The sequence below is a fragment of the Nocardiopsis sp. NPDC057823 genome, assembly GCF_042797335.1.
Lineage (GTDB): Bacteria > Actinomycetota > Actinomycetes > Streptosporangiales > Streptosporangiaceae > Nocardiopsis > Nocardiopsis changdeensis.
Map to the genome: position 1 here is coordinate 750,622 of NZ_JBHVLR010000001.1, position 25,887 is coordinate 776,508.

Annotated in this window: 20 protein-coding genes and 1 riboswitch; of the genes, 10 read left to right on the forward strand and 10 right to left on the reverse strand. The window is 68.7% G+C overall.

Annotated features, from left to right (window positions below; genetic code table 11):
* Positions 1-21: 21 nt before the first annotated feature.
* Positions 22-1,611, forward strand: a complete 1,590-nt coding sequence (locus ACFVNO_RS03475) for a GDSL-type esterase/lipase family protein (protein ID WP_378889219.1) — start codon at positions 22-24, stop codon at positions 1,609-1,611.
* A 30-nt stretch (positions 1,612-1,641) separates the two neighbouring features.
* Positions 1,642-3,471 carry a hypothetical protein gene (locus ACFVNO_RS03480; protein WP_378888858.1) on the forward strand — a complete coding sequence of 610 codons (1,830 nt, stop codon included), beginning with the start codon at positions 1,642-1,644 and terminating at the stop codon, positions 3,469-3,471.
* A gap of 1,249 nt (positions 3,472-4,720) precedes the next feature.
* On the opposite strand, the gene ACFVNO_RS03485 is transcribed toward ACFVNO_RS03480, so the two are convergent.
* From ACFVNO_RS03485 to ACFVNO_RS03520, 8 genes are all read right to left on the reverse strand, one after another.
* Positions 4,721-5,146, reverse strand: a complete 426-nt coding sequence (locus ACFVNO_RS03485) for a hypothetical protein (RefSeq protein WP_378888861.1) — start codon at positions 5,144-5,146, stop codon at positions 4,721-4,723.
* Positions 5,147-5,503: 357 nt separating this feature from the next.
* Positions 5,504-7,657: a bifunctional DNA primase/polymerase gene (locus tag ACFVNO_RS03490; RefSeq protein WP_378888864.1), complete on the reverse strand. Its 2,154-nt coding sequence runs from the start codon at positions 7,655-7,657 to the stop codon at positions 5,504-5,506.
* A gap of 498 nt (positions 7,658-8,155) precedes the next feature.
* Entirely contained in the window at positions 8,156-8,758 is a 603-nt protein-coding gene (locus tag ACFVNO_RS03495; protein ID WP_378888867.1) for a hypothetical protein, read from the reverse strand.
* A 173-nt stretch (positions 8,759-8,931) separates the two neighbouring features.
* Positions 8,932-9,180, reverse strand: coding sequence for a hypothetical protein (locus tag ACFVNO_RS03500; protein ID WP_378888870.1), 249 nt, complete (start codon positions 9,178-9,180; stop codon positions 8,932-8,934).
* Positions 9,181-9,934: 754 nt separating this feature from the next.
* Entirely contained in the window at positions 9,935-10,351 is a 417-nt protein-coding gene (locus ACFVNO_RS03505) for a hypothetical protein (RefSeq protein ID WP_378888873.1), read from the reverse strand.
* On the reverse strand, positions 10,348-10,641 hold the full coding sequence (locus ACFVNO_RS03510) for a hypothetical protein (RefSeq protein WP_378888876.1): 294 nt from the start codon (positions 10,639-10,641) through the stop codon (positions 10,348-10,350). The genes ACFVNO_RS03505 and ACFVNO_RS03510 overlap by 4 nt, the downstream gene beginning before the upstream one ends.
* Complete coding sequence (locus ACFVNO_RS03515) at positions 10,638-10,856, reverse strand: hypothetical protein (RefSeq protein ID WP_378888878.1); 219 nt, start codon at positions 10,854-10,856, stop codon at positions 10,638-10,640. Before ACFVNO_RS03515 ends, ACFVNO_RS03510 begins: the two co-directional genes overlap by 4 nt.
* 841 nt (positions 10,857-11,697) lie before the next feature.
* A complete protein-coding gene (locus tag ACFVNO_RS03520; RefSeq protein WP_378888881.1) occupies positions 11,698-12,024 on the reverse strand; it encodes a hypothetical protein in 327 nt (108 codons plus the stop codon).
* Between the two features lie 97 nt (positions 12,025-12,121).
* On the opposite strand from ACFVNO_RS03520, the gene ACFVNO_RS03525 reads away from it, so the two are divergent.
* Both ACFVNO_RS03525 and ACFVNO_RS03530 read left to right on the forward strand, forming a co-directional pair.
* The gene (locus ACFVNO_RS03525; protein ID WP_378888884.1) at positions 12,122-12,889 is read left to right on the forward strand and encodes a helix-turn-helix domain-containing protein; all 768 of its coding nucleotides are present in this window, start codon (positions 12,122-12,124) and stop codon (positions 12,887-12,889) included.
* Complete coding sequence (locus tag ACFVNO_RS03530) at positions 12,886-13,059, forward strand: DUF397 domain-containing protein (protein ID WP_378888887.1); 174 nt, start codon at positions 12,886-12,888, stop codon at positions 13,057-13,059. The genes ACFVNO_RS03525 and ACFVNO_RS03530 overlap by 4 nt, the downstream gene beginning before the upstream one ends.
* Before the next feature lie 64 nt (positions 13,060-13,123).
* On the opposite strand, the gene ACFVNO_RS03535 is transcribed toward ACFVNO_RS03530, so the two are convergent.
* Positions 13,124-14,026 carry a tyrosine-type recombinase/integrase gene (locus tag ACFVNO_RS03535; protein WP_378888890.1) on the reverse strand — a complete coding sequence of 301 codons (903 nt, stop codon included), beginning with the start codon at positions 14,024-14,026 and terminating at the stop codon, positions 13,124-13,126.
* Positions 14,027-14,372: 346 nt separating this feature from the next.
* On the opposite strand from ACFVNO_RS03535, the gene ACFVNO_RS03540 reads away from it, so the two are divergent.
* From ACFVNO_RS03540 to thiC, 6 genes are all read left to right on the forward strand, one after another.
* The gene (locus ACFVNO_RS03540; protein ID WP_220565106.1) at positions 14,373-14,513 is read left to right on the forward strand and encodes a hypothetical protein; all 141 of its coding nucleotides are present in this window, start codon (positions 14,373-14,375) and stop codon (positions 14,511-14,513) included.
* A gap of 233 nt (positions 14,514-14,746) precedes the next feature.
* Positions 14,747-16,030, forward strand: a complete 1,284-nt coding sequence (locus tag ACFVNO_RS03545; RefSeq protein WP_220565107.1) for a glycosyltransferase family 4 protein — start codon at positions 14,747-14,749, stop codon at positions 16,028-16,030.
* The gene (locus tag ACFVNO_RS03550) at positions 16,027-20,460 is read left to right on the forward strand and encodes an alpha-(1->3)-arabinofuranosyltransferase (RefSeq protein WP_378888894.1); all 4,434 of its coding nucleotides are present in this window, start codon (positions 16,027-16,029) and stop codon (positions 20,458-20,460) included. The genes ACFVNO_RS03545 and ACFVNO_RS03550 overlap by 4 nt, the downstream gene beginning before the upstream one ends.
* Positions 20,457-21,485 carry a DUF3068 domain-containing protein gene (locus ACFVNO_RS03555; protein ID WP_355256888.1) on the forward strand — a complete coding sequence of 343 codons (1,029 nt, stop codon included), beginning with the start codon at positions 20,457-20,459 and terminating at the stop codon, positions 21,483-21,485. Before ACFVNO_RS03550 ends, ACFVNO_RS03555 begins: the two co-directional genes overlap by 4 nt.
* A gap of 10 nt (positions 21,486-21,495) precedes the next feature.
* The gene (locus ACFVNO_RS03560) at positions 21,496-22,353 is read left to right on the forward strand and encodes an SOS response-associated peptidase (protein ID WP_378888898.1); all 858 of its coding nucleotides are present in this window, start codon (positions 21,496-21,498) and stop codon (positions 22,351-22,353) included.
* 127 nt (positions 22,354-22,480) lie between these two features.
* Positions 22,481-22,592, forward strand: a riboswitch (TPP riboswitch).
* A complete protein-coding gene (gene thiC / locus ACFVNO_RS03565; RefSeq protein WP_378888901.1) occupies positions 22,586-24,271 on the forward strand; it encodes a phosphomethylpyrimidine synthase ThiC in 1,686 nt (561 codons plus the stop codon). Its footprint overlaps the riboswitch before it by 7 nt.
* A gap of 451 nt (positions 24,272-24,722) precedes the next feature.
* Here thiC and ACFVNO_RS03570 read toward each other — a convergent pair whose 3' ends face one another.
* A complete protein-coding gene (locus ACFVNO_RS03570; protein ID WP_355256897.1) occupies positions 24,723-25,544 on the reverse strand; it encodes a methyltransferase domain-containing protein in 822 nt (273 codons plus the stop codon).
* Positions 25,545-25,887: the final 343 nt, after the last annotated feature.

Genomic DNA, 25,887 nt, shown 5'->3' on the forward strand with positions numbered 1-25,887 from the left:
CCCCTGGGCCTGCTCGGCATCATGCTGGCGGCGATGGCCGTCACCCTGCTGTTCATCCAGGCCGGCTCCCCGGGACTGACCGGGCGGGGCGAGGAGGGCTCCGACGGCCCGGTCCCGGTGCCCGGGCCGCCCTCGGGCGAGCTGAGGGTGATGGTCGTCGGGGACTCCCTCACCCAGGGCAGCAGCGGCGACCACACCTGGCGCTACCACCTGTGGCGGCACCTGACCGGGAGCGAGGTCGCGGTCGACTTCGTGGGCCCCTACGACGACCTCTACGACCTGGCCGGCGAGGAGTTCGGCGACGACTCCTACGCCGTGCCCGACTTCGACCGCGACCACGCCGCCCGCTGGGGGTACTCGGCGGGGGACCTCTCCGACGAGGTGTCCCGGCTGGCCGCCGAGTACGAGCCGCACTACCTGCTGCTGCTGTCCGGCCTGGAGGACATCCTGGGCGGCGGCACCGCCGACCACGCCCTGGAGGGGGTCGGGGAGACCGTCTCGACGGTGCGGGTGGTCCAGGGGGAGACGCGGTTCGTCGTGGGCGAGCTGCCGCCGGTGGAGGGGACCGCCGACGACGCCCGGGCCAACTCCGAGATCGCCCGCTTCAACATGGGCGTGGTCGCCCTGGCCGAGCAGCTGACCTCGGCCGACTCCCCGGTGGTCGTCGCCCGGGTCGCCGACGGGTACTCGCCCGCGCGGGACAACTGGGACGAGGCGCACCCCAACGCGCGGGGGGAGCTGCGCATCGCCGCGGCGTTCGCCGACGCCCTGGCCGACCCCCTGGGCGTGGGGCCGGCCCACCCGCGGCCGCTGCCCGAGATGGAGGTCGGTCCGCTGACCGCTCCGGAGCCCGGGCACGAGGAGGGCGACGACGGGCTGGTGCTCAGCTGGGAGGCGGTGCCGGGGGCGACCGACTACCGGGTGACCCAGCGCAGGGTGGCCCCCGACCCCGACGGCGAGACGGTGCTGCCGCTGGAGGTCGAGGAGGACGGCGGGAAGTACTCGGCGCTGGTGGAGGGCCTGTTCAGCGGGGCCCGGTACGAGTTCACCGTGATCCCGTTCAAGGGGCGCGACTCCGGCCGGGCCTCCGAGCCCGTCCAGCTGGTGTGGCGCGGGGACCCGCCGCCGGGGCCCGCCTGGATCCGCCTCCAGGACGGGGGCGCCACCCTGGTGTGGGAGCGGGTGGAGGACGCCACCCACTACGAGGTGTGGGTGCGGCCGCTGGAGTGCTCGTTCGCCGACGACCGGCGGGCCCCGGCCGACACGACCGACGGGGTGCGCTCGCCCGACGACGGACCGGTGGAGCCGCCGCCGGGCGGGGGCGACCCGAGCCCGGGGCCCGTGGACCCGCAGCCGACCCCGACGCCCCGGCCCGACCCCGGGCCGGACCCGGAGCCCCCGGTGGCGCCGCCGGCGCCCGGCGACCCCCGGTGCGAGCGGCGCGACGGCCTGGGCCCCGACGACGGGGAGGGGTGGCGCACGCTGGGCTCGGCCGGCGAGGACCCGCGGTGGGCGGTGACGGTGTCGGGCGACTACGAGATCGTCGTCCGCTCCCACCGCGACTACGTCGAGGGAAGGTTCTCCGACTCGATCCTGACGGCGCGTCCCTAGGGCGCAGTGGTACCGGTGAGGAGGTCGCGGATGTCCCGCTGGCTGCCCTGGGCGGTGGGCCTGGTCGCGGCGGTGCTCGCACTGGGCCCCGCGCTGGGGCCCGGCTACGTGCTGCGCTACGACATGGTGTTCGTGCCCGACCTGTCGCTGCCGACGGTGCTGCGCGGTGCGGACGGGTTCCCCCGGGCGATCCCCAGCGACGCCGTGGTGGCGGCGCTGTCGTGGGTGCTGCCGGGGGACGCGGTGCAGTCGGCGGCGCTGGCGGCGGTCTTCGTGGTGGGCGCCGCGGGCGCGGCCCGGCTGATGCCGTCCCCGGCGGCCGCGGTGGTGGCGGGCGCGGCGTACGTGTGGAACCCGTTCGTGGCCGAGCGCCTGCTGCTGGGCCAGTGGGCGATGCTGCTGGGCTACGCCGGGCTGCCCTGGGTGGTGGGGGCGGCGCGCGGGCCGCTGGCGGGGGTGGTGCGTTCACTGGTCCCCGCGGCGGTGGGCGGGTTCTCCTCGGTGGTGCTCACCGCTCTGACGGCGGGTCCGGTGGCGCTGTGGAGGCGCGGCGGCCTGCGCCGCGGCGGGCTGCTGGCGGGCGCGCTGGTCGTGGTGTCGCTGCCCTGGCTGGTGCCGGCGCTGACGGCGGGGGCGGCGGGCGCGACGACCGACCCGGCCGGAGTGGAGGCGTTCGCGCCGCGGGCCGACACCCCGCTGGGGACGGCGGGGTCGCTGTTCCTGCTGGGCGGGGTGTGGAACGCGCACGCGGTCCCGGCGGGGTACGGGGACCCGGTGGCGGTGGCCCTGCGCCTGGCGCTGTGCCTGGCCGCGGTCGCGGGGTGGGCGTGGTGGCTGTACCGGGGCCGCCCGGGGTTCGGCCCGGGGCTGACCGCGGCGGCGGTGCTCGGGTTCGGGGTGGCCCTGCTGGGCGCCACCGAGCCGGGGCGGGGCGTGCTCGCCTGGCTGATCGGCCTGTGGCCGGGGTTCGGCCCGCTGCGCGACGGCCAGCTCTATGTGGCGCCCCTGGCGCTGGTGCAGGCGCTGGGGCTGGGGGCGGCGGCCCTGTGGCTCTCCCGGCCCGCCGGGGGGACCGCGGACGGTCCGGGGGGCGGCGGGGCCGGTGCGGCGACCCGGGGCACCGGGGAGCCCGGTACTCCGGCGGGGTCCGGGCCCGCGGGCCCGGCCGGGCGGCGGACGCCGGCGGCCGGCCGGATCGCCGGGGCGGCCGCCGCCGCGGGGCTGGCGGTGCTGCCGGTGGTGGCGCTGCCCGGGCTGCTCTGGGGCGCGCAGGGGGCGCTGGCGCCGGCGGAGTACCCGCGGGACTGGCTCGCGGCGCAGGCGGCGGTGGCCGCCGACGACCGGCCCGGGACGGTGCTGGTCCTGCCCTGGAGCGCCTACCGGGGGATCGACTGGTCGGGCGGGCCCGCGGTGGTGCTGGACCCGGCGACGAGGCTGTTCGACCGGCGCACCGTCTGGAACGACGACCTGATGGTGGGCACCCCCGACGGCGGGACCGTGGTGGTGCGCGGGGAGGACGGGCTGGCGAGGGAGGCGGCCGCGGTGCTGGGGCCCGACCCCCGGACCGGGCTGCCGGAGTCCCTGGACGCGGCCGAGCTGGCGGCGCTGGGCGTGCGGTACGTGGCGGTGTCCGCCCCGGTCGATAACCGGTTCTGGTCTGATGCGGACGGGTTCTCGGTGGTGGTCGAGGGGTCTGAGATGACCCTTTTGGAAGTGCTCGCAGGGCCGATCAACACCGAAGAAGCGGACATTTCGGGGTTGGAAGTTACCTGTGGGTTAGTTACAGTTGGGGCAATCATCTGGTCTGTAGCGAAAACCGCCCCTGACCTGCGACGATTCACCCGCCGTAACCGTCCCTAGCACCGTGGAACCGCACTGTTTGGTTATTACACGCGAAGCATAGAACCGGTTCCACCAGGTGTCCAGCGGTTCGGGGGATCGAGACTCTTCCCCCGGATCGAGATCGAGACTATATATCAGCGTGTAACTAAATAATTTCAATCCGTACGCACGCAGGGAAGCGCGTCGGCACGCGCGAGGACAGCGGGTCGCCCCCGGGGATTTCCTACTATTTCGGTGGGGCATGAAGCGTACCGACCGGTCGGTGCGGGAGCGGGCAACGGGTAGCTGAACGACCGTTCAGCAAGCAGTGGTGGGGGTGGGTAGACAGTCGTCTAGCGGAACCCCGGTTCCGTGCGCTCCCGTCTAGGATTTGCTATGTCTGCAAACCGTCTAACGACACCCCCGGTTTCGAGCGCAGGTGTCTAAGTCAGGGCTACCCGCTGGGGGTCCGGGGTTGCCAGCAAGGCCGAAGCCCGTTGCCAGCAAGGCCGAAGCTCTCAGACGCGCGCTAATCGCCTAACTCGCGCCAACCCATACTCGACTAAGCAAACGGTGCCTACTCGCGTCAGCGTTGATCTGACGGCCGTATAGGCGTCTGGGGATGCGTTGCCCCACCCGCTGGGGTGGCTTGCCGGGGGTGGAAGTCGCATAGCTAGGGAACTATGGACACGTGGGCGTCACTGTGTGTAGCTAGGTGGTGACACAAGCAAGCCCCGGCGGTAGAGCCGGGGCTAGGCGCTTGGGCTACGGCTAGCGGAACAGCGTCGGCAAGGTGCGGGGGGCACGGCGGTAGTGGCGCTCCCAGGCAGCACGCAGGCCGTGACGGCGGGCACGACGGGTGAACAGTCGAGTAGCCCGGTACCAGTCGGGGGCTGCAAGGGCTACCCACACGACAACGGCTATCGCGGTGAACATCAGGACAGTGGTCACGGGGGTTTCTCCGTTGGGGTTGGGAAAGGTTCGGGCCGTTTCAGCAATGGTCCGGTAGCGGTTATTCCCGCGTGGTGTCTGCGCAGGTCAGCGCGTTGGTAGCTGTGCGTGTTGCGATGAATTGAAGCGGTAGTCGTTGCAGGTCAGGCGGGTCATCCTACGTTACCTAGGGCGGTACAGCCACTACAGCGGGTAGCCATAGGGGGTTGCGTCCGGACAATTTTTCGCAGCGTGTAGGAATTGCTAAAGCGCCCCAGGTCAGAGCGTTGTGGCTGAGTGCGGTAGCAAGCGAAGAACCCCCAGCGTCATACTCACTGAGGGCTCTTCGCTTTGGTTATCAGCTTTGAATTCGGTAACCAACCTTGTAAGTCCTGCGACGTACCTTGACTTCATTAGTCACCAGCGTGGTTTCACCCACAAGCTTCCAGGTGTCGCCACCCTTCAAGCCGCCGTGGTTGTCTCCACCGCATTCGCACGAGCATTCGTCGCCACGGGCTTGTACGCATCGGACATCGCACTTGCCGCGTAGCGCGACGTCAACAATGATCGTAGCCGCCGGGTATTCGATGTTGAGCATGCTCCGCACTTTCTGGAAATGCGTTCGCTTGAACACCCAGGTCTTGCGCACCTTGTCGAAAGTCAGGTCACTACGTTCACCGATAACGAGCTTTAGGTTGCGTCGGTTGTTGGGGTTGTAGGGGAGACGCAGCTCGCAGTCTCCCTTGGTTGGTCGATACAGCAAAGGTTCGGTGTTGTTTTGCATGTTTTCTTTCTCTCTTGTGTGTCTCTGACCTGGAGTGGAACATAAAACCCCAGGTCACGGTGAGGGGTGGAACCCTTCCACCCACTCTGACCTGGGGTGGAAGGGTGGAGGGGTGGAACATGTCTCGCGGGGGAGAAAACGATAACTCTCAATCACTAGTCTTGAGTACTGCCTATGACTCTCACAGGTAGTACTTATAAACTAAATCTACCCTGTTTATAACTAGTGGAGTGTTTATTCCCCCTCGCGCGGGGGTGGAACCCCCTTCCACCCTTCCACCCCAGGTCAGAAGGGGTGGAAGGGGGTGGAAGGTGGAGCTTTTGGGTTCCACCCCAGGTCAGGGCGTTGTAACTCAGATCACTTAACAGGAGTGATGAAACCGTTTTCGTCCACCGACACCCAACCCTGCGTTTCCGCATACTCGATAGCGTCAGCGAACAACGGTCGCTTCTTGGAGTGCAACGTCTTGCGCAGCTCCGACGAACCGATGCCGCCTGAATCCTCCACCTTCTTGGTCAGGGCTTTGGCTAGCTGCTTGTTCTTCGCGCCGATATTCGTCGTGGCTAGAGCGGTCCGCTCAGCCTCACGGATACGCTCGGCCGAAGCCCTTTCCTTCTCACGCTTAGCCGTTTCGATAGCCTCGGCGTGAACGAAGTCGCGTACCGCGCAGGACGTATCCCAGATGATTCCGGACAGCTCCCAATCCTCATGATTAACGTCGTATCGTCCTTCGAGCAACGCCAGCAAAGCAGCGACCTTAGCCCGCATCAGGTTACTGTGGGCATCAAGCGGATTCTCTTCGGATTCCTCCGAAGTCGCTCGCTTCCACTGGTACTCCCACATCTGATCCTTGAGGTCGTCAGGGAAATGCATCAGCGGCGGGACATTTCCGGGGAAGAACGAACCATCCAAAGCGTGACCCTTCAACTCCCCGGGGTGGTCGATTCGCTTGCGAGGAATGTTCGGGTCGGTAGCCCACGCCCATAGGAAACGCTGCGGGGTTCCGCCGTTGATCTCGTCCTCAGTGAGAAGAGCAGCAGCGGTGTTCACCTGGTATCCGACGATCAACCCCAGCGCGTACGACCCAGCGGGAAGGTTGCGGGAATTCTCCTGTCGCGCGTTGGCCTGACCCATGGTCTCACCGACCCAAGCGGAACGCATGATCGGCGCTACGGTAGACCCGGTACGCTCCATTACCTTGTTCAACTCGTGTCCTTCATCCACGACGAACAAAGCGTTGTGACGAACTTGCTTGCGAACCCTCGCTACCTTCGGCTTACCGTCCTTGGTGGTTTCTCCGGTTTCCTCAAAAACGTCACCCATGAAGGCTTCGATCATGCCTTCACCGGAACCCAACCCAAGCTCACGGTATTCGGGGTTCGCAATGTCACCTAGGACGTCACGGCTAGCCGAACCGCCCGACGACTTCCCCGCACCGGTTCGGCCGACAACCGCCACGTATAGGTTCAGCGACGCAGGCGACTTGACACCAGTCACGACCCGAACCCCGTGGTGAACCGCCGACGACAACCGCGCGAGAGTCGAGTAGAGAACCACGTCGGCACTCGACGTCTGGGCGTGCGCAGCGGTCCGGATGTGACGCAGGCTGTCACGGGAGTTCCAGAGGCGGTCAGGCAGGATGCGCGGGTCACGCTCGCACGGGTCGCCGTCGTTCAGCGGTTCATCCGCGATCAGGTACAGCCCGGTAAGGCCACGGTTGAACTCACCGGTCGCGTCACGCTCCCCGTCAACGTCCGACAGGTACAACCCTTCAAGGGTGTCCATAGCGGTACCGACTCCGGGGTGTCCGTCCTCCCCCAGCTTCATAAGGCGGTACTGCGCAGCGATCATCGACCCGTAACGGGACTCGCCGTTACCGGTCCGGTCGTTGTACCGGTCGAGTACCCTCGTCACTTCGTCGCACGGAACGCCACCGGTCAGGAAGTCATCCGTAGCGTCCTCAGAGCGACGCTGCGGGACTACCGCGTTGGTCTTGCGCAGGAAGTCAGCCCAAGCGTCAGGAAGCTTGGGAAGCGCGTCAGGGCCGCTCTCCCACATAGGCGTCTCGCCTACCGTTTCCCAGCGGTACGTCTGTCCGGTGTCGGGGTGGATGCTCGGTTCCACCACCATGTATCGGTGGTGGTGCTGGATGATCTCGATACCGGGAAGCTCCCCGATCGACTCGAAGTCCTCGGGCACGCGGAACAGGTAGATCCCGCTGGGGGCTTCCCGGGAACCGCTTCGGTCAGTCTCCGGTAGCGGGCCTAGCTTGTCGGCAAGACGCCTCAGCGTGTCGGCACCGGGCTTGTCGCCGTAGGCGTCAACGTCGATACCGATAACACCTCGCGGCAGTCGAATAGCGATGTTCTGGTTACCGGTCGGCATCACCGATTCGGTAGAACCGGTACGACCGGTACGGCCCTTAACCGCAAGGGTCTTTCCGTTGACGGGCACTACCTGCCAACCGGTTTCGTCGTAGCGTTCAGCGGCACGAATGGTAAGATCGTTCATAGCGGACATTGCTTTCTCTTGCAGCACCCTGGTCAGGTGCGTTGGTAATGGACATGTGAATCCTTCCTTTCCTTAGCGGTATCGGAGCGGGGCTACCTTCCGGGGTAGCCCCGTTTCTCGTCTCCGATACTGGTCTAACCGGTATCTCGGGCGCGTTCCAACATTTGCTGTCCGCGCTTCAACCGAACACTGTGGAAACGGATGCTGCCATTGGTTCGGCATTCCGTACCGGGTCCCGCCTGACAAGTCCGGTCGTAACACTTCACCGCTAGCGTGTACCCGTTGAGGTCGTCCGATCCGATCGGGTCTACGACCATTCGGACACGGCTTCGTTCGGTCGATGCTCGCTTGCGGTTGCGCAACGCAGTTACCGCAGAGTTCCAACCCTTGGCACGGGCCGCGCGGTCGGCGTGGAACTCACCACCGCCGAGGATGAAACCGGTACACGGTTCGCTGATACCGGAGCGGCACACAGGACAGGTGACTTCGATAGGAGGCTTAGACACCGGTCGCCTCCTTCACCATTCCGACGACCTTCCGAGCGTCGCTCTGGGAGAGGCTGTACCGGTTCGCAACGCGGTTCCAACCGGGGCGCTTCTCACCGGTACGAACCTCACTGACGATCTCGTTGGCGATACCGACAAGATCGGTAGGAACCTCGGTAGCCTTACCGGTTTCGGTACCGGTAATGAACGGTCGGGTGACGGTAACCGCAGGGGCTCCGATAAAGGTCGAAGTCATCAGCGACTCGACACCCAACACACCCAAAGCGGGAAGCACGTACAGAACCGCAGCGACCACACCGAAACTCGTAAAGCCGAAGAATCCAGCGCTGATGATCGACACCGACAACGCTCCGTACAACAGGATGCGGGCAACGCGCTTGCTGGTGGGGTTGGTCGCCCTTCCCCTGGTCAGGTACAGCAGGGCGTACACCCAAACAGCGTCAATGGCAGCGGCTAGACCGTGCGCGTACAGCGCGCTACCGCCGACCGCATACGGAAGGATGAATCCGACCAGCGTCGAATAGCTGAGGGCGATAACCAGGGTGACCAAGCACAGCAGGAACACCAGGTCGCCGTTTCGCTGGACCCAATCCATTACTCACCCCCGGGGCTGGGGGTGGAGTTGTCCGCAGCATGCCTTACCGTGAACTCCGGTAGCCGCATCGGTACCGTCTTACCGGTTTCATCGGTGACATCTACAACGGTCTCGTCATGGTAAAAGTCAGTCGTCAGGCCGTACGGGGTGAACTCGACACTTCGGTAACCCATTCACGCCACCACCTTGACGAAAACCTCAAGCGAGTCACGCCCATTGGTAAGCGTCTCGATCATGTCGAGAACGTCGCTGTCAGCCAACGCCTTGACGTCGGGGGTGATATCACCCCAGTGAACGAGGGCGCGAGTCCTCTTGAAATCGTCGAGTAGTTCGATGACGCGCTTGTCGTCGTCTCCGTAGTTTCGCTTCGCTCCCGCGTATCGGGCAGCGGCCTTCTTCAACTCAGCACGGTCAATAGTCATGTGAAACCTCACAGGTATATCTTTCGGTGAAATACCGACAGATGGTCTAAGAGAAAGCGGCTCTGAGCCGCTGAGCAGTTCCTACACTCCGGTGATGCGGTAGCGCTTCGGTTCTGCCTTCCCGGAGCCTTTGCTCCGAGGTACTGCCTTACTGCGTGAGGCACCTTGTGAAGGTGGCGGGGGCGAACCCCCGACTTCGCTCTAACCGAGCGGGGAATCCATACGGACTGTTGCCGTGTTCCCTGTTCGACCCGAACCGCTGCGCGATACCACGTTTCCCCTGTGGGGACGAGCCGTATCTTCGGTCTTCGGGTCTCTTCTAAGAAGAGCCTACCAAGTCGCCCTGAGGCTAAATGGTATTGGTCCTCGAACCTGGTTTCCCGGGGTTCTCCGACCCTCGAAGACAATGATACAGACCGCCCTCTCAAAAAGAGGTACTAGCTCGTTCTCGCTGGTCAGAGTGGGGTTTTCCGGTCTCAGGGGCGAGTGCCGGCACTGCTCGCCCCTGAGACCAGTGGGAGGACACGGGGGTTACCAAACCCCGTGTTAAGGGCACGGTGTGGCTGACACCGCGTGGCGTGTCGCCCGGGAAAGAGCTACCGGGCACGCCGTGGCTTGTCTGACGGGCGCTCAACCTGTCCAGGGAGCGACACAACGTCTGTGGGGGATTCCGGGCTGTGAGTGTCCGTCCGGACGGCTCTCAGCGTGGCTTGCAAGGGCTTCCAGGTGTCCACCTGGGGTTGGTCGGTACGACCTAGGCTGTGTCCTCTGCATCGACCTCAGCGGCTACACGGCGACGCTGACGCTCTTCAGCCTTGCGCTGCTCGAAATCGACCGGAGTCGTAGCGGCCTTGCGGAGCTTGTCCCGAAGGGTGTCCGCCGCAACGGCTTCGGCGTCGCGCTCTGCGATCGCGTCGATAGCGTCCTGTGTCTTCTGACGGTCTCGGGCTTCAGCGGCTTCCTGACGCTGACGGCGGTTCTCGGCTACGGCCTGACGACGCGCGCTGTGTACGTCGTAACCGGCCTCCTGCAACTCGCGCGCCCTCTCGGTCACGGCCTTCTCGATACGCGCTTCAGCGTCGGCGTGAGCCTTCACAGCGGCCTTGTCGGCTTCGGTCTGCGCTTCGAGCTGTCCGCGTAGTCGCGCTACAAGCATGTCCTTAGCTGTCATCGGTTGGTCCTCTTGTTCTGTAGTCGTTCTTGTTCGGCCTGACGGAGACGCGCGCGGTACTCGATCGACTCGCGCTCTGAGGCGATCCGCTGGGCGGTGTGCGCTGCACGGGCTTCTACGGCTTCGGCACGGCCCGTGCGCTTCAGCAAGCGTCGGACCGCATCGTGATCGGCCAGACCGAACAGGTCTCCGATCTCCTGCCACGGGCGACCCTGGCGGCTCATGGTCTGGGCTTGCCGTAGCAAGGCTTCCGGTAGCTGGGTCGCCTGGGCGAGTTCTGCGAACGTCATGCGACTTCCTCCGTACGCGCGTCGGCGAAGGCCGCTCCGGGGTGCGTGTCTTCGAGCGCCAACAGGACGCGACCGGTTGAGATCCAGCGGTAGACGTTGCTGACAGACACGTCGTACATCAGCGCGATACGCAGCGCTGGCACACCGGACGCATGCAGCCGTGCGGCTTCGATCGACCGGGCGCGTACCCGTGACGACTTCGGTAGTCGTGCCATAGTCCCTCCTTGTCGCAAAAGTGGACTTGCCTTACCAGTGTATCACACTGTTGTCAATGGACTTTGCACGATCGTTATACAAGGATTGAGACTCGCGCTTGCGCGAGGCTTGACTCGCAGGATGCAGGAAGGGCAGGAGGGCTAGAGCCCCCTCTATATACGGGAGAACTTTTTTTCTCCCCGTCAACACCGTTTACAACCAGAAAAAAAGTTCTCCCCACACAGAAGGGGGTTCCAAGCTTCCTGCCCTTCCTGCGTGTGACGGCGGTCACGCTAGAGCGGTGATACCCCCCGGGGGTGTGAGAGAGTGGTGAGGTCTCCAGCCCCCCTTATATACGTGAGAAAAATTTTTTCTTGGTCAACACCGTTTACAACCAGAAAAATTTTTTCTCCCCACACATAAAGGGGTTCCGCCAACCAACATCAACTCACACGGGACGGTCTTTCCCCAGCTCAACAAGGGTTCAACGGGTATGGTGACCGGGGTCACACTGGGGGATGTGAGTTGCTACCCCCTGGCAAGTTCCCGTGACAGGTTCTTCCACCCTCGGCGTGTTCGCTATGTGCACACATTCCCTTGTCAACCTGCATTGACAACCGAACAGCGTTCGGTTTCTGTTGCGGGTTGTCGCGTCCGGGTGTCCGGTTTCCGTACCCTTCGACCCCCGCTGACCAGGGAAGTAGGCACGTTCCGCCCACCCGTGAAGGGTGTATCCAGTGCATACACCCTTCCCCTATGTAGTACATAGGGGAAGCCCACCGGACACAGCGAAAGACCCGGGGTGCCCCTGCAACCCCGGGTTTTCCTGCAAGGGTGCGGATACTAGCCGCCCCCTTCCCCCTACCGGTTCCCCCTGCGAGGAAGCGGGAACGGCTTGCCCGCACGGGCTTCGATCACAGCATCGACAAGGAAGTCCGGGTAGTGAGGGTGGACGTCCTCCCAGACACCGGGCTGCGACTCGAACGTGTACATCCCCGCTTCGGTCACGCCGACGACGACGTTCCCCAGATACGCGGGACCGATCAAGCAAGGCTCGATCTCCGGCCCCAGCGTCCACGGGAAGCGGTACCAGTCGTGTCGCATCACGAGGGACCGGGCTGCGAAGGCTTCGGCCGCGATTGAGAGTGCTTTCCGGACGGTCGTGGTGTGCTGCTGCGTGTTGTTCATGCTCCTAGGGTGTGAGAGCGCAACGGGATTCCCTAGGAACACGGATGTATCCGCTAAAGGTAGGGTCCGCGCGGGACAAGCTCGATAGCTTTGCAACATGCATGAACACGACTTCGGGTCATACCTCGCAAAAGAACGCAGAAACGCAGGTCTGACGCTGCGCAAGCTGTCGAGCCTGTCCAATCTCGCAGCGTCCACCCTGAGCCGCTGGGAGAACAACCACGTCTCTCCGGTGCGTGCCGACGTTGAGAAGGTCGATAAGGCACTTGAGATGAACGGGCGGCTGGTCACTATCTGGGAGTTCGCCACGTCGGGGTTCCCGTCGTGGATGCGCGACGTGTCCAGGTTGGAAGAAGCCGCGCACATGATCGAACTGATATCCCCCCACCTGGTACCGGGGTTACTCCAGTGCGAGGACTACACGCGGGAAGTCTTCAAGGAAGGCTTGCTTCCGGGAACCCCCGAAGAGATCGACCGATTGGTGGCGCTCCGGTGCGGTCGTTACGATCGGCTGCGTTCCGCTAACGATCCTCTGATTACCGCTGTGTTCCCCGAGACGGCTTTGACGTTCGCGCCGGAACCCGCGCGGTCCGCTCAGGTCCGCCACTTGTTGGAGTTGAGCCGTCAGGGTCGGGTGACGATTCACCTCATCCCAGCGGGAACCCTCCTGTTGGGAGTAACGAGCATGCTTCTCATGTTCCATCTCCAAGACGGCGGTAAAGCCGCTGTGAGTGACCACGTGGACGGCGCTACCTTGTACGAGGACACGCGAACGTACGACCGGCTTCACGGGCTGGTGAAACGCGCGCTGGGCAGTGCGCTTCCGACGAAGCAATCACTAGAAGTCTTGGAGAACCTACAGTGAGTAACGAGTCCTGGCACAAGTCGTCTTACTCGACGTCGGGGGCGAACTGTGTAGAGGTCAGCGAGGGTCCCGCAACCCTGGTTCGGGACACGCAGCACCGGGAGCACGCGACCCTGACGTTCCCCGCTGTTGAGTGGGTGTCCCTCCTGCGTACCGAGTCGCAGCGCTGACGCGCCCTCAGAGACACCAGGAAGCCCCCGACCGGTGACAGGTCGGGGGCTTCTCTGTGTCCAGCTACGCAGCGCTCAGACGGTCACCAGGGGACAGGCGACGGTGAGCGTTGAACGCCCGTTCCACCTGACCCGCCAACCCGTACCGTTCGATGATCTGCTGAGGGCTCGACCAGCCACCCAGAATCATCAAGTCCTTCAGGGTCGCCCCGTTGTCGAGCATGCTGTGAACCCACGTGTGGCGGAACTGGTGGGGGTGAAGCCCGGGGCTACCGACCTGCGACCCGTACGCCTTCAGCATCTCCCGAACCGCGTTGCCCTTCAGCTCCCCCCGGTGACCGAGGAACAACTCGGGACGGTTCGCGCTGCGAGGGTACTTCGCACGGGCACGCAGGTACCTGCGCAGCGCTACCGACGTGGCGGTTCCGAACGGCACGGTACGCGGACCGGTCTTGCCGTTGACCTTCACTGTCATCGCGTCCATGTCCACGCTGTTCGTGGTGATGCTCAGAAGCTCACCGATACGGACACCGCCGTCCCACAACAAGTAGAGGATCGCTCGGTTCCGGATGGTCAGGAACCTGGTACGGGCTTCGAGCTTCAACAGCGCGTGCATCGTGTCCTCGGACACCAGGGGAGTCGGTTCGATGGTTTCCTTCGGTCGGGCGACACCCTTGACGGGGCTCTCCTTGATCTCGCCCTCAGCGACCAACCACGTGAAGAACGCTCCCAGGGAAGCGTGTCGCATGTGCAGCGTGTTCTGAGCGATCCCAGCGTCACGCAAGGCTGCGAGGAACCCCCGGACGTGTCGCTTGCCGACACGCTCCCACTCGGTCACGTCGGTCTGCTCGGACAGGTACCCCATGAACTTGTCCAGGGTGACCCGGTAGGTCTTCGCTGTGTTCTCCGCGATCGGTTCCGTGTCGGTCCGTCGCGCGTCGATGAACTCCTTCACGAGGTCTTCCACGTCGTGTCCCATCTGGTGGTTACGACGGTTCCTCGGTACTGGTCACGTTCCGTGTCGCCCCGGGGTTCGAGCCCCGATCCGGTCCGGTGTCCGCCCCGGTCGATAACCGGTTCTGGTCTGATGCGGACGGGTTCTCGGTGGTGGTCGAGGGGCCTGAGATGACCCTTTTGGAAGTGCTCGCAGGGCCGATCAACACCGAAGAAGCGGACATTTCGGGGTTGGAAGTTACCTGCGGGTTAGTTACAGTTGGGGCAATCATCTGGTCTGTAGCTAGATCAGGTTCTAGTCTCGGGTTCCAGCGCACCGGCGTCGAACGGCGTCCGGGCGCGCGGAAGGAGATCCCCTAGTGATCAAGGTAATCGCCGCCTGCGTGATCGGTGCGGCTCTGGCTGGCGGGTCGGCCTACATGGTCACCAACATCGCCACCGAGTCCACCGCCACCGCGGAACCGGTGAACGAAACCCTCTACAACTACGGCGACCGCTAGGCCGCCCGAGTTCATCGAGGTCCTTCGGGCGCCTCGCCCCCAGCGGGGCGCCCATCCGTCCCCCCGTCCCGGCGGTCCTCTGCCCCGACCGCCCCCATCCCCACAGACGTCCGGTCGATGGGCCTGTTCGGCGTGCCCACCGCTCTTCCCGTGCGCCCTCGCCCTCCGTGTTCGCTCCGCCCCGGAGGGTGTCGGACGCGCCGGGTCCCGGACACCCCGCGGAAGGAGAGCGCGTGGTCTTCTCGAAGGCCCACCACCGAGGCCTGCCCACGGTCACCGCGAACCCCGCCCCGGTCCCGGCGGCCGCCGAGGAGGACCCCGTCGACCTCGGCCCCCGGCTCGACGGCGTCCGCCTGGTCATGATCAACTGGCGCGACCCCTGGCAGAGCGCGGCCGGCGGCGCCGAGGAGTACGCCTGGCGGATCAGCCGCCACCTGGCCGAACGCGGTGCCATCGTCACCTTCCTCACCAGCCGCGAGCCCCACCAGGCCCGCGTGGAGACCAGGGACGGGATCGTCATCCGCCGCATGGGCGGCCGCTTCACCGTCTACCCGCGCGTGATGGCCTGGCTCGCCCTGTGGCGCCGCGAGTACCAGCTCGCCTTCGACTGCATGAACGGCATCCCCTTCCTGTCCCGCCTCGTCCTGCGCCGCCGCACCAGGGTGGTCAGCATCGTCCACCACGTCCACGACCTCCAGTTCAACGCCTACTTCTCGGCGCCGCTGGCGTGGTTCGGCCGGTTCGTCGAGTCGACCGTCGCCTCGTGGGTCTACCGCGACTGCACCACCGTCACCGTCTCGGAGTCCTCCCGCCGCGCGCTGCGCGAGAAGCTGGGCTGGCGCGCGCCCGTCGAGATCATCCACAACGGGGGCGTGCAGGGCCCCCTCAAGCCCCTGGACGACGCCCCCGACGACATGGGCGACCCGGCGATCGTCAGCCTCGGCCGCCTGGTGGTGCAGAAGCGCGTCTCCCAGGTCGCCGACCTGGCCCGCGCCCTGGAGGGGGAGCACCCCCGGCTGCGGGTCCACATCGTCGGCCGCGGCCCCGAGGGCGAGCACCTGGCCGAGCAGATCTCCCGGGACGGCACGGCCGACCGGGTCCGCCTCCACGGGTTCCTGCCGGAGGAGGACAAGAACAGCGTCCTGGCCTCCAGCCACCTGCACGTCACCGCCTCCGAGTTCGAGGGGTGGGGCCTGACCGTCATCGAGGCGGCGCGCCTGGGCGTGCCCACCGTGGCCTACGATGTGGACGGACTGCGCGATTCGGTCCGCGACGGCGAAACCGGATGGCTGGTGCGCGAGGGCGAGGAACTGGCCGATGTCGTCTCCCGGGCGTTGAAGGAGCTGTCCGACCCCCACCGCAGAGCAGCCGTCCGCCGGGCCTGCCGGGCCTGGGCCGACCGCTTCACCTGGGAGGCCAGCGGTGCGCGGATGACCCGCCTGGTCGCCCGCGAACTCGATCTCCCCGGTGGCGCGGACGCCCCCGACACGACCTCAGGCAGGAAAGCAGAGAAGTGACTTCGGCGGAATCCACCGCCAGGCGCGAACCGGAGGATTCCAGGACACCGTCCCCCGTCTCCGGGGGAGTGGACGAGAAGCTGCTGCGGCGGCTCAAGGTCCTCGCGGTGTGCCTTCTCCTGGGCGCGCTGGCGGCCAGCATCGACCCCGGCCGGATCGTCAGCGACACCAAGCTGGACCTGACGGTCAACCCCCTGGGGTTCATGGAGCGCGCCCTGCACCTGTGGGACGCCTCCTACTTCGGGCAGATCCAGAACCAGGCCTACGGGTACTTCTTCCCGAACGGGCCGTTCCACCTGCTGCTGGAGTGGCTCGGCATGCCCGAGTGGCTCGTCCAGCGCTCGTGGATGGCGGTGCTGCTGGTGGCCGCGTTCCTGGGCGTGTACAAGGTCGCCGGAGCGCTGGACATCGGCACCGTCAACACCCGCATCCTGGCCGGCGTCGCCTACGCGCTGGCCCCCCGGGTGCTGACGCTGCTGTCGTACAACTCCGCCGAGCTGCAGCCGATGCTGCTCATGCCGTGGGTGCTGCTGCCGCTGGTCCTGGGCGCCCGGCGCGGCTACCCGCCGGCCCGGATGGCGCTGCTGTCGGGGGCGGCGTTCCTGCTGTGCGGCGGCACCAACGCCGCCTCCGAGCTGGCCGTCCTCATCGTCCCCGGCCTGTACCTGCTCACCCGCTCCCGCGGCCCGCGCAAGCGGCGGATGATCTTCTGGTGGTCGGTGGCGCTGGTCGCCGCCACGTTCTGGTACGTCGCCCCGCTGCTGCTGATGTCGCGGTACGTGTACTCGTTCATGCCCTACACCGAGGACGCCGCCGTCACCACGGGCATCACCTCGCTGCTCAACGCGCTGCGCGGCACCTCCAACTGGATGGGCTTCCTGCCCGACCAGGGCAACACGGCCCTGCCCTCGGGCGCGGCCCTGTCCCTCACCCCCTGGCTGATCGCGGTCACCGCGCTGGTCGCCGGGCTGGGCCTGGCCGGGCTCGTCAACCGGCGCACCCCCGAGCGCTTCTTCCTGGTCACCACCCTGCTCACCGGTACGGCGATCGTCGTCGCCGGCTACACCGGCGACCTCACCGGCCCGTTCGCCGGGACCATGCGCGAGCTCCTGGACGGCGCGCTGGCCCCGTTCCGCAACGTCCACAAGTTCGACGCGCTCATCCGGCTGCCGGTGGTGCTGGGGCTGGCGCACCTGCCCGTGGTGGTCGCCCGCGACCGGGCCGACCGGCGCGGCGAACCGGTCTCGGGCCGGGTGCGGCGCACCGTGGCCGCCGTGTGCGCGACCGCGTTCCTGGTCACCCTCGTCCCCATCGCCACCGTCGGCGTGGCCCCGGCGGGCGGGTTCGTCGCCCTCCCCGGGTACTGGCGCGAGGCGGTGGACTGGCTCAACGACCGCTCCGACGAGCGCGGCATGACGATGGCGCTGCCCGGCTCGGGGCGCGGGGAGTACGAGTGGGGCCGTCCCCTGGACGAGCCCCTGCAACCCCTCCTGGAGGGGGCCTGGACCAACCACCAGATCATCCCGTGGGGCTCGGCGGGGGTCTCCCGGCTCACCCACGAGATCGACCAGCGGGTGTCCTCCGGACGCGGCTCGGCGGGGCTCTCCGCCACGCTGGCCCGGATGGGCGTCACCCACCTGCTGGTCCGCAACGACCTCCAGCGCGTGGACAACCACGGCGGCTGGCCGGCCCGCGTCCACCAGGCGCTCGAAGCCTCGCCCGGCATCACGCCGGTGGCCGAGTTCGGGGCGCCCATGGGCTCCCTGGACCACCACTCCGCCTCGCAGTGGTTCGACCAGCCCTACCCGGCGCTGACGATCTACGAGGTGGAGGGCGCCGCCCCGACGGTGGGCGTGGTGCCCGCCGACGAGGCCGTCCGCGTCACCGGCGGCCCCGAGTCGCTGCTGTACCTGGCCGAGCAGGGGCTGATCACCGACGACCGGCCGGTGCTGCTGGGCGACGACCCCGGCGCCGAGCAGGTGTCCGCGGAGGACACCATCGTCACCGACACCGCCCGCCGCCGCGAGGTCGTCTACCCCGACGTACGCCGCAACGTGTCGGCCACCCTCACCGAGGACGAGGAGCTCGAACGCGACGTCCCCGCCCCCGACATCGTCGACCCGGCCTGGGAGGACTACACCGCCCACGCCGAGGACATCGGGATCGCGTCGGTGCGCGCCTCCTCCTCCGAGGCGGGTGCGGGCGCCCGCGCCGCCGACCGCGACCCCGGGCACGGGCCGCAGGCCGCGCTCGACGACGACCTCACCACCTCGTGGCGGTCCAGCGCGTTCACCGGCGCCCTGGGCGAGTGGATCGAGGTCGAGTTCGAGGAGCCCCAGGACCTCACCGGCCTGACGGTCGCGTTCGAGCAGTTCGCGAACGACCCGCCGCCCTCCCGGATCAGCGTCGTCACCGACACCGGCGAGGTGGACGTGCCGGTCGCCCAGACCGGCGACCCCCAGGAGGTCATGGTCCCGCCCGGGGACACCACCACCCTGCGGCTCCGGGTGGAGGAGCTGGCCTGGGAGCCCGAGTACCGGTTCGGCACCCGGGTGGGCGTCACCTCCATCTCCGTGCCCGGCCTGGAGCCCGCCCGGACCCTGCGCGTGCCCGGCCCGGCCGACGCCGGCACCCTGCTGTTCACCGGGTCCACCGGCACCGCTCCCGGGTGTATGGAGGGCTCCCACGTGTGGGTGTGCAACAGCGGCCTCCAGGTGCAGGGCGAGGACGCCCGCCGGCTGGACCGCACCTTCGGGCTGTCGGCGGCCGCGGCCGCGGCACCGCACTCGGTGTCCGGCGAGGTCGTCCTCACCGACCCGCGCGAGGCCGAGAACGCGGCCAACCGCGCAGGGACGTACCCGTACGTCACCGCCTCCTCCACCGCCGTGCAGCACCCGGCGGCGATGGGCCGCGGCGCCCTGGACGACGACGGGAGCACCGTCTGGTACCCCGACCCCGAGGAGAAGCGCCCCTGGCTCGACATCGAGCTGGGCCGGTCGGTCGAGCTGAGCCATCTCACGGTGGACTTCCCGCGCGCCGACAGTGTGCTGCGCCCCATCAAGGTCACGGTCGAGGGCGGCGGCACCGTGCGCGAGGGGTGGCTGGACGGCAGCGGCCGGGTCGACTTCGCGCCGTTCACCGCCGACGCGGTGCGGATCACGTTCGAGCGCCCCGAGGGCCAGGCACTGGAGATCGGCACCATCGCCCTGCCGGGCGTGGACCCGGTCGACCCGGTCCCCGACGGGGACGCGTCCACCGCCTGCGGCCTGGGCCCCACCCTGCGGGTCAACGGGCAGCGGGTGGAGACGCGGATCAGCGAGGGCACCCTGGCCGACCAGCTCACCGGCCGCCCGCTGCGCTACGAGAGCTGCACCGCCCTGGACCTGGTGGAGGGCGAGAACCGCATCGTCGTCGACCCCGGCAACCGGTACGAGGTCCGCTCCGCCGTGGTGGGCTCGGGGGAGTCGGTGGCCGAGCGCCCCGAGGTCTCCCTGACCGCCCCCGCGACCGTGCACGAGTGGGGCCCGGGGGAGCGCCGCTTCGACGTCGAGGCCGTGGACACCGACTCCTTCCTCGTCGTCAACGAGAACTACAACGAGGGCTGGCAGGCCCGCCTGGAGGGCGGGGAGGTGCTGGAGCCGGTCCGCCTGGAGGGGTGGAAGCAGGGCTGGCTGCTGCCGGCGGGCAGCGCGGGCACCGTGACCCTGACCTACACCCCCGACGCCGCCTACCACCGGGCCCTGATCGCGGGCGGCGTCCTGGCCGCCCTGCTGGTGGTCGCCGCCCTGTGGCCGCGCCGGCTGCTGCCGGGCGGCCGCGCCGGGGCCGCCGGGGCCCTGCGCGGAGCGCGCGCGCTGCCCGCGGCCGGGGCGGCCTGGCCGTCGCGGTGGTTCGTGCTCCCGCTGGGCCTGGCGTACGGGGTCTGGGTCGCCGGGGCGGTCGGCGCCGCCCTGGTCGGCGCCATCCTGCTGTGCATGTGGTGGCTGGGCCGCCGCGCGCCCGCCCGGCTCCGGCACGCCAAGCCGGGGAGCCCGTCCATGGGCGGGCGGCTCCTGCCCCGCCTGGCGGGGCCGTGGCCGGTGGCGGTGTCGCTGGGACTGGCGGGCCTGGCGATGGCGGTGGGCACCCACCTGGCGGTCCACATGCCGTTCCACGACATCACCGACGTGGTGGGCCAGCCCCTGCGCGGCTGGGTCGCCCAGTTGCTGTGCCTGCCCGCCCTGGCCCGCCTGGTCCTGGCCCTGGGGCAGCGCCCCGACCCGTCCCGGGCCGACGCCCACCCGCGCGGGACGGGCGGCGCCCGCGGCGCGTCCGGCCCGCCGGGCCCGGGCCGGTCCCCGGACCGGCCCCGGAGCCGGCCGTGGAACGGTGACGGCCCCGCCCCGGAGGCCGGCGGCCGGGAGAGCGACCACGAGGAGGCCCGCACATGAGCGCGGACGACACCGCGGGGCGGCGCACCCTGCCCCGGGGCACGGTCCCGGCGGCGGTCGGCGCCTTCCTGCTGACCCTGGCCGCGATGCTGCCGCTGTACGTGTACGACCGGGTGGCGGTGCTGCCCGCCCAGGGCCGGTTCGAGGTGACGATGGTCGCCGACGGCGCCGGGTACCTGGACACGTCCCGGTGGGCGTGGGTGGACGGGGTGCGGATCGTCCGCAACACGTCCGTCAGCGCCCAGGCCCACGGCCCGGACTGGTCGGCCTGGGAGATGTCGGTGGACACCGTCGCCGAGGGCGCCATGATCGACCACTGGAGCCGCCGGGCCATCGTCGACCGGGACACCGGCCGCGCCGTCAACTGCTGCGGCGAGCACGTGAACGGCGACCGGGCGGTCCGCCAGGCCGGGCTGGTGTTCTCCTGGCCCCCCGGGGTGGGGGAGGCCGACCACCCCTTCTACGACGCCGAGGTGCGGGCCGCGCCCGTCATGGAGTTCCAGGGGACCGACGAGGTCGCCGGGCTTACCGTGCGCCGCTACACCCAGGAGATCCCCGCGACCCAGGTGCCCGAGTCGGCCCGCGAGGTCCCCGCGTGGCTGTTCACCCCCGGAGCGGAGGGCACGGTCACCGCCGGCCGCTGGCTGGAGCTCACGCGCACCTACTGGGTGGAGCCGGTGTCCGGCACGGTCGTCAACGCCCACGAGGCGCGGCTGGAGACGCTGCGCCCGCAGAACGCCTCCGGCGAGGCGCACCTGCTCTACGCGGAGCTGGGCCTGCGGGAGAACCAGATCGCGGGCCGCGCCGAGCAGGCCCGGGTGCGCTCCCTGCTGCTGCGCTCCCTGGACTCGTGGGCGCCCTGGGCCCTGGGCCCGGCCGGCGGCCTGCTGCTGGTCGCCGGGGGTGCGGTCGCCCTGCGCGACCGCTCCCGGGACGCGGGCCGCGACGGCCGCGGGGGCGCGGAGGGGGCGGGAGCGCCCGCGGATTCGGATGTCACGGATGGGAAGCGGGTGCCGTCGGCGTAGGATCGGACGCATGTGCGGTCGTTATGCCCAGTCCAGGAACGTGCAGCAGCTCCGGCTCGACTTCGGCCTCCCGGAGGAGTCCCTGCCCGGCGAGGACGTGGACACCCGCGCCTGGCCGCCGCTGGAGGAGCTGGAGCCGGACTACAACATCTCGCCCGGCCGCCCGGTGTACGCCGTCCTCGGCCCGCCCCCGCAGGGCGGGGAGGAGGCCGCGCCCGGGCCGCGCTCCCTGCACACCCTGCGCTGGGGGCTGATCCCCTCCTGGGCCAAGGACCGCAACATCGGCTACCGGATGATCAACGCGCGCAGCGAGACCGTGGCCGACAAGCCCGCGTTCCGCACGGCGTTCCGGCGCCGCCGCTGCCTGCTGCCCGCCGACGCCTACTACGAGTGGCAGCTCGTCGGCAGGGACGGCACGGTCCAGGCCAGCACCTCGCCCGCCACCGACCCCGACCACAAGAAGCGCAAGGCCAAGGCGGACAAGAAGCCCTACTCCGTCCACTACCCCGGCGGCGGCGAGCCGCTGGCGATGGCCGGGATCTTCGAGCGCTGGCGCGACCCCGAGGCCCCCGAGGAGGACCCGGCGGGCTGGGTGTGGAGCTGCGCCGTCATCACCACCGAGGCCGCCCCCGCGCTCGCGCACATCCACGAGCGGATGCCCGTCATCGTGCCCCGGCAGGACTGGGCGGCGTGGCTGGACCCGGCCACCGGGCCCGACGAGCTGATGCACATCATGGCCGACACCCCGGCGGACCGGCTCGTCGCGGACGAGGTGTCCACCGACGTCAACACCATCAAGAACAACCGCCCCGACCTGCTCACGCCGCTGGCGGCCGGGTCGGGGCCGGAGCCGGACACCCTCTTCTGACCCCGGGGCCCGCCTCCGGGTCCCCCTGCACCCCTGGACGGGACCGGGGTGTCCCTGTGTACAGTGTCCGGGGCCGCCCGTGAACGCGGGCGCGCCCGGGTACGGCCCGACCGTGCCCCACAACGGGATAACGCAACGCGGGAGCTCGCGCCATGGCGGGCTGAGAGGGCGGCTCAACGGTGTCGCCGACCGCAGAACCTGTTCGGGTAATTCCGACGTAGGGAGGCATGCCATGACGGCTTCGCAGAGCCGTGACACCGGTCCCACCACCGGGGAGCACCGGGTGACCACCGGTCCCATCATGGGATCATCCAAGGTCTACCGGGACATCGAGACCCCCGAGGGCTTCACCCTCCGGATCCCCGGGCGCCGGGTGGGACTCACCGACGGCGGCCATTTCGACCTGTACGACACCTCCGGCCCCTACACCGACGACACCGCGCACATCGACGTCCGCGCCGGGCTGCCCGCCCTGCGCGGGGAGTGGATCCGCTCCCGCACCCCCGTCAACGGGGCCGACACCCAGCTCGCCCACGCCAAGGCCGGGACCATCACCCCCGAGATGAGGTTCGTGGCCGAACGCGAGGGCCTGGACCCCGAGTTCGTCCGTTCCGAGGTGGCGGTGGGCCGGGCGGTCATTCCCGCCAACCGCCGCCACCCCGAGTCCGAGCCGATGATCATCGGCAAGAACTTCCTGGTCAAGATCAACGCCAACATCGGCAACTCGGCCGTCACCTCCTCGGTGGAGGAGGAGGTCGAGAAGATGGTGTGGGCCACCCGCTGGGGCGCCGACACGATCATGGACCTGTCCACCGGCAAGCGCATCCACGAGACCCGCGAGCGCATCCTGCGCAACTCGCCCGTGCCGGTCGGCACCGTCCCCATCTACCAGGCGCTGGAGAAGGTCGACGGGGACCCGGCCCGGCTGTCCTGGGAGGTCTACCGCGACACGGTGATCGAGCAGTGCGAGCAGGGCGTGGACTACATGACCGTGCACGCGGGCGTCCTGCTGCGGTACGTGCCGCTCACCGCCCGCCGGGTCACCGGCATCGTCTCGCGCGGCGGCTCCATCATGGCCGCCTGGTGCCTGGCCCACCACCGGGAGAGCTTCCTGTACACCCACTTCGAGGAGCTGTGCGAGATCCTCCGGGAGTACGACGTCACGTTCTCGCTCGGCGACGGGCTGCGGCCCGGCTCCATCGCCGACGCCAACGACGAGGCCCAGTTCGCGGAGCTGCGCACGCTGGGCGAGCTCACCCACATCGCCCGCGCCCACGACGTGCAGGTGATGATCGAGGGCCCCGGGCACGTGCCCATGCACAGGATCGCGGAGAACGTGCGCCTGGAGGAGGAGCTGTGCGGCGAGGCGCCGTTCTACACCCTCGGCCCCCTGACCACCGACATCGCACCGGGCTACGACCACATCACCTCGGCGATCGGCGCCGCCCAGATCGGGTGGTACGGCACCGCGATGCTCTGCTACGTCACCCCCAAGGAGCACCTGGGGCTGCCGGACCGCGACGACGTCAAGACCGGCGTCATCACCTACAAGCTCGCCGCCCACGCCGCCGACCTGGCCAAGGGGCATCCGCGGGCGCAGGAGTGGGACGACGAGCTGTCCAGGGCGCGGTTCGAGTTCCGGTGGAAGGACCAGTTCCACCTGTCGCTGGACCCGGAGACGGCGACGGCGTACCACGACGAGACGCTGCCCGCCGAGCCGGCCAAGACCGCGCACTTCTGCTCCATGTGCGGGCCCAAGTTCTGCTCGATGAAGATCACGCAGGACGTGCGCCGCTACGCGGCGGAGAACGGGCTGGACACGGTCGAGGCCATCCAGCGGGGGATGGCCGACAAGTCCGCCGAGTTCGGGGAGCAGGGCGGGCGGGTGTACCTGCCCATCACCGAACGGTCCGGGTGACCCCGGGGCCCTGACGGCCCGGACGCGCACCGGGCGTCCCTGAACGGGCCGGCGGCGGTACCGCCGGCCCGTTTCCGGCCCAGCACGGCCGTGCCGTCGGCGGCCCTCGAGGGCCGGAGCCTTAGGTGCTGCGTCCAGGTCCTCGCCGATCACCGGCCCCGGCGGACGGCCCACGCCGCGCTTTCCCGTGGACGCCTCCGCCGGGCCTCTTCCCTTGGGCGCCTCCTCCGGGCCCCCGGAACCCCCATGGCACAGGGGGTGTTCGGAGGGCGGGCGCCAGGGCGTGTTCGGCGGATCGTTCCGGGTCGCGGCCGTGGGGCCGCCTCTCACCGCGCCGCCCGCGCTCGGACGGGCCGACCTGCGCCGGCCGTCTTGCGAGAGAACGCCCCGCGGCCGCTCCCGGCATTCGGCGCGAGCGCCGGAACGCTCGAGGGCATCCGCCGAACACGATCTAGAGGGGCTTGCGGGCCGCGGCGACGAGGTGGACGCCGACGTAGTCGTCGGACTCGGTGGCGCGCAGCTCCATCTCGACCAGCCGGTTCATCGAACGCGGGTCGCGGGCGAGCATCATCTCCACCGTGGACGCCGACAGCACCGTGCGGGGCTTGATCCACTCCAGTTCCAGGCCCGCCTCGGTGAGGGTGTCGGTGAGCTGCTCGGCGGTGAAGCAGCGGGTGATGGACCCGTCGGGCCAGGGCACCAGCAGGACGTCGGCGCTGGGCGCGTGGCTCAGCTCGGGCCAGCAGTCCTGCTCGGCGAGCAGGGCCATGCCCAGCACCACCGAGTCGACGCACAGCAGGACCCGGCCGCCGGGCCGCAGCACCCGGGCGATCTCGGCCACCGACTCCTCGGTGGCCAGCTGCCGGGACAGCACCCGGTTGTCGGCGATCACCCCGTCGAAGCTCTCGGCGGCCAGGAAGCGCGGGAACGCCGCGTCCCCCACGATCTGGCGCAGCCGCCCGCGGCGGGCCGGGCGGGGCACCGCGGCGCGTCCGTTGACCAGGCGCAGCGGCCTGCGCACCGCCGAGTCCGCGGAGGGCAGCAGGGCGACCACGTCGTGTCCCGCGGCGACGGCGCGCGGAGTCCCCTGGTAGTCCGGGCTGGACAGGTCCAGCAGCCGGGAGGGGACCTCCGGGAGCCAGCGGGCGATCTGCGCCTCGGCGACGGCCCAGTAGAACCGCCAGTAGTCGGAGAGCCGGTCGGGGGTGGCGAACTGGGCCGCCGGTGACCGGGGGCGGTCGGAGGCCGGAGTCGAGGACGGTCGCACGTGCACTCCTCTCCCATCCTTCAAAGGGTCTTACCCGCACTCTGCCATGCCTCACCTCCCCGGACGCGTCCGATCGGCGAAGTTCCGCGAGGAGGGGACCTTCGGCCCGTGTCCGGACCGGAATCAGCGGGCGGCGGCCGTTGTTGTGACCGAACACCGCGACCGGGGAGGGCCCCGGTCCCACCGCCACCAGGGATTTTCCGAGGAGGACCGCCAGACCATGCCGATCGCCGGTGCGTGCCTCGAACGCGAGGAGGCGTTGTCCACGCCACGTGGTGCCGATGCGCGGCCCCGTGCCGGGGAACCGTATCTTGGAGGTACGGATTTCCCAGCCGGGACCAGTGCGAGG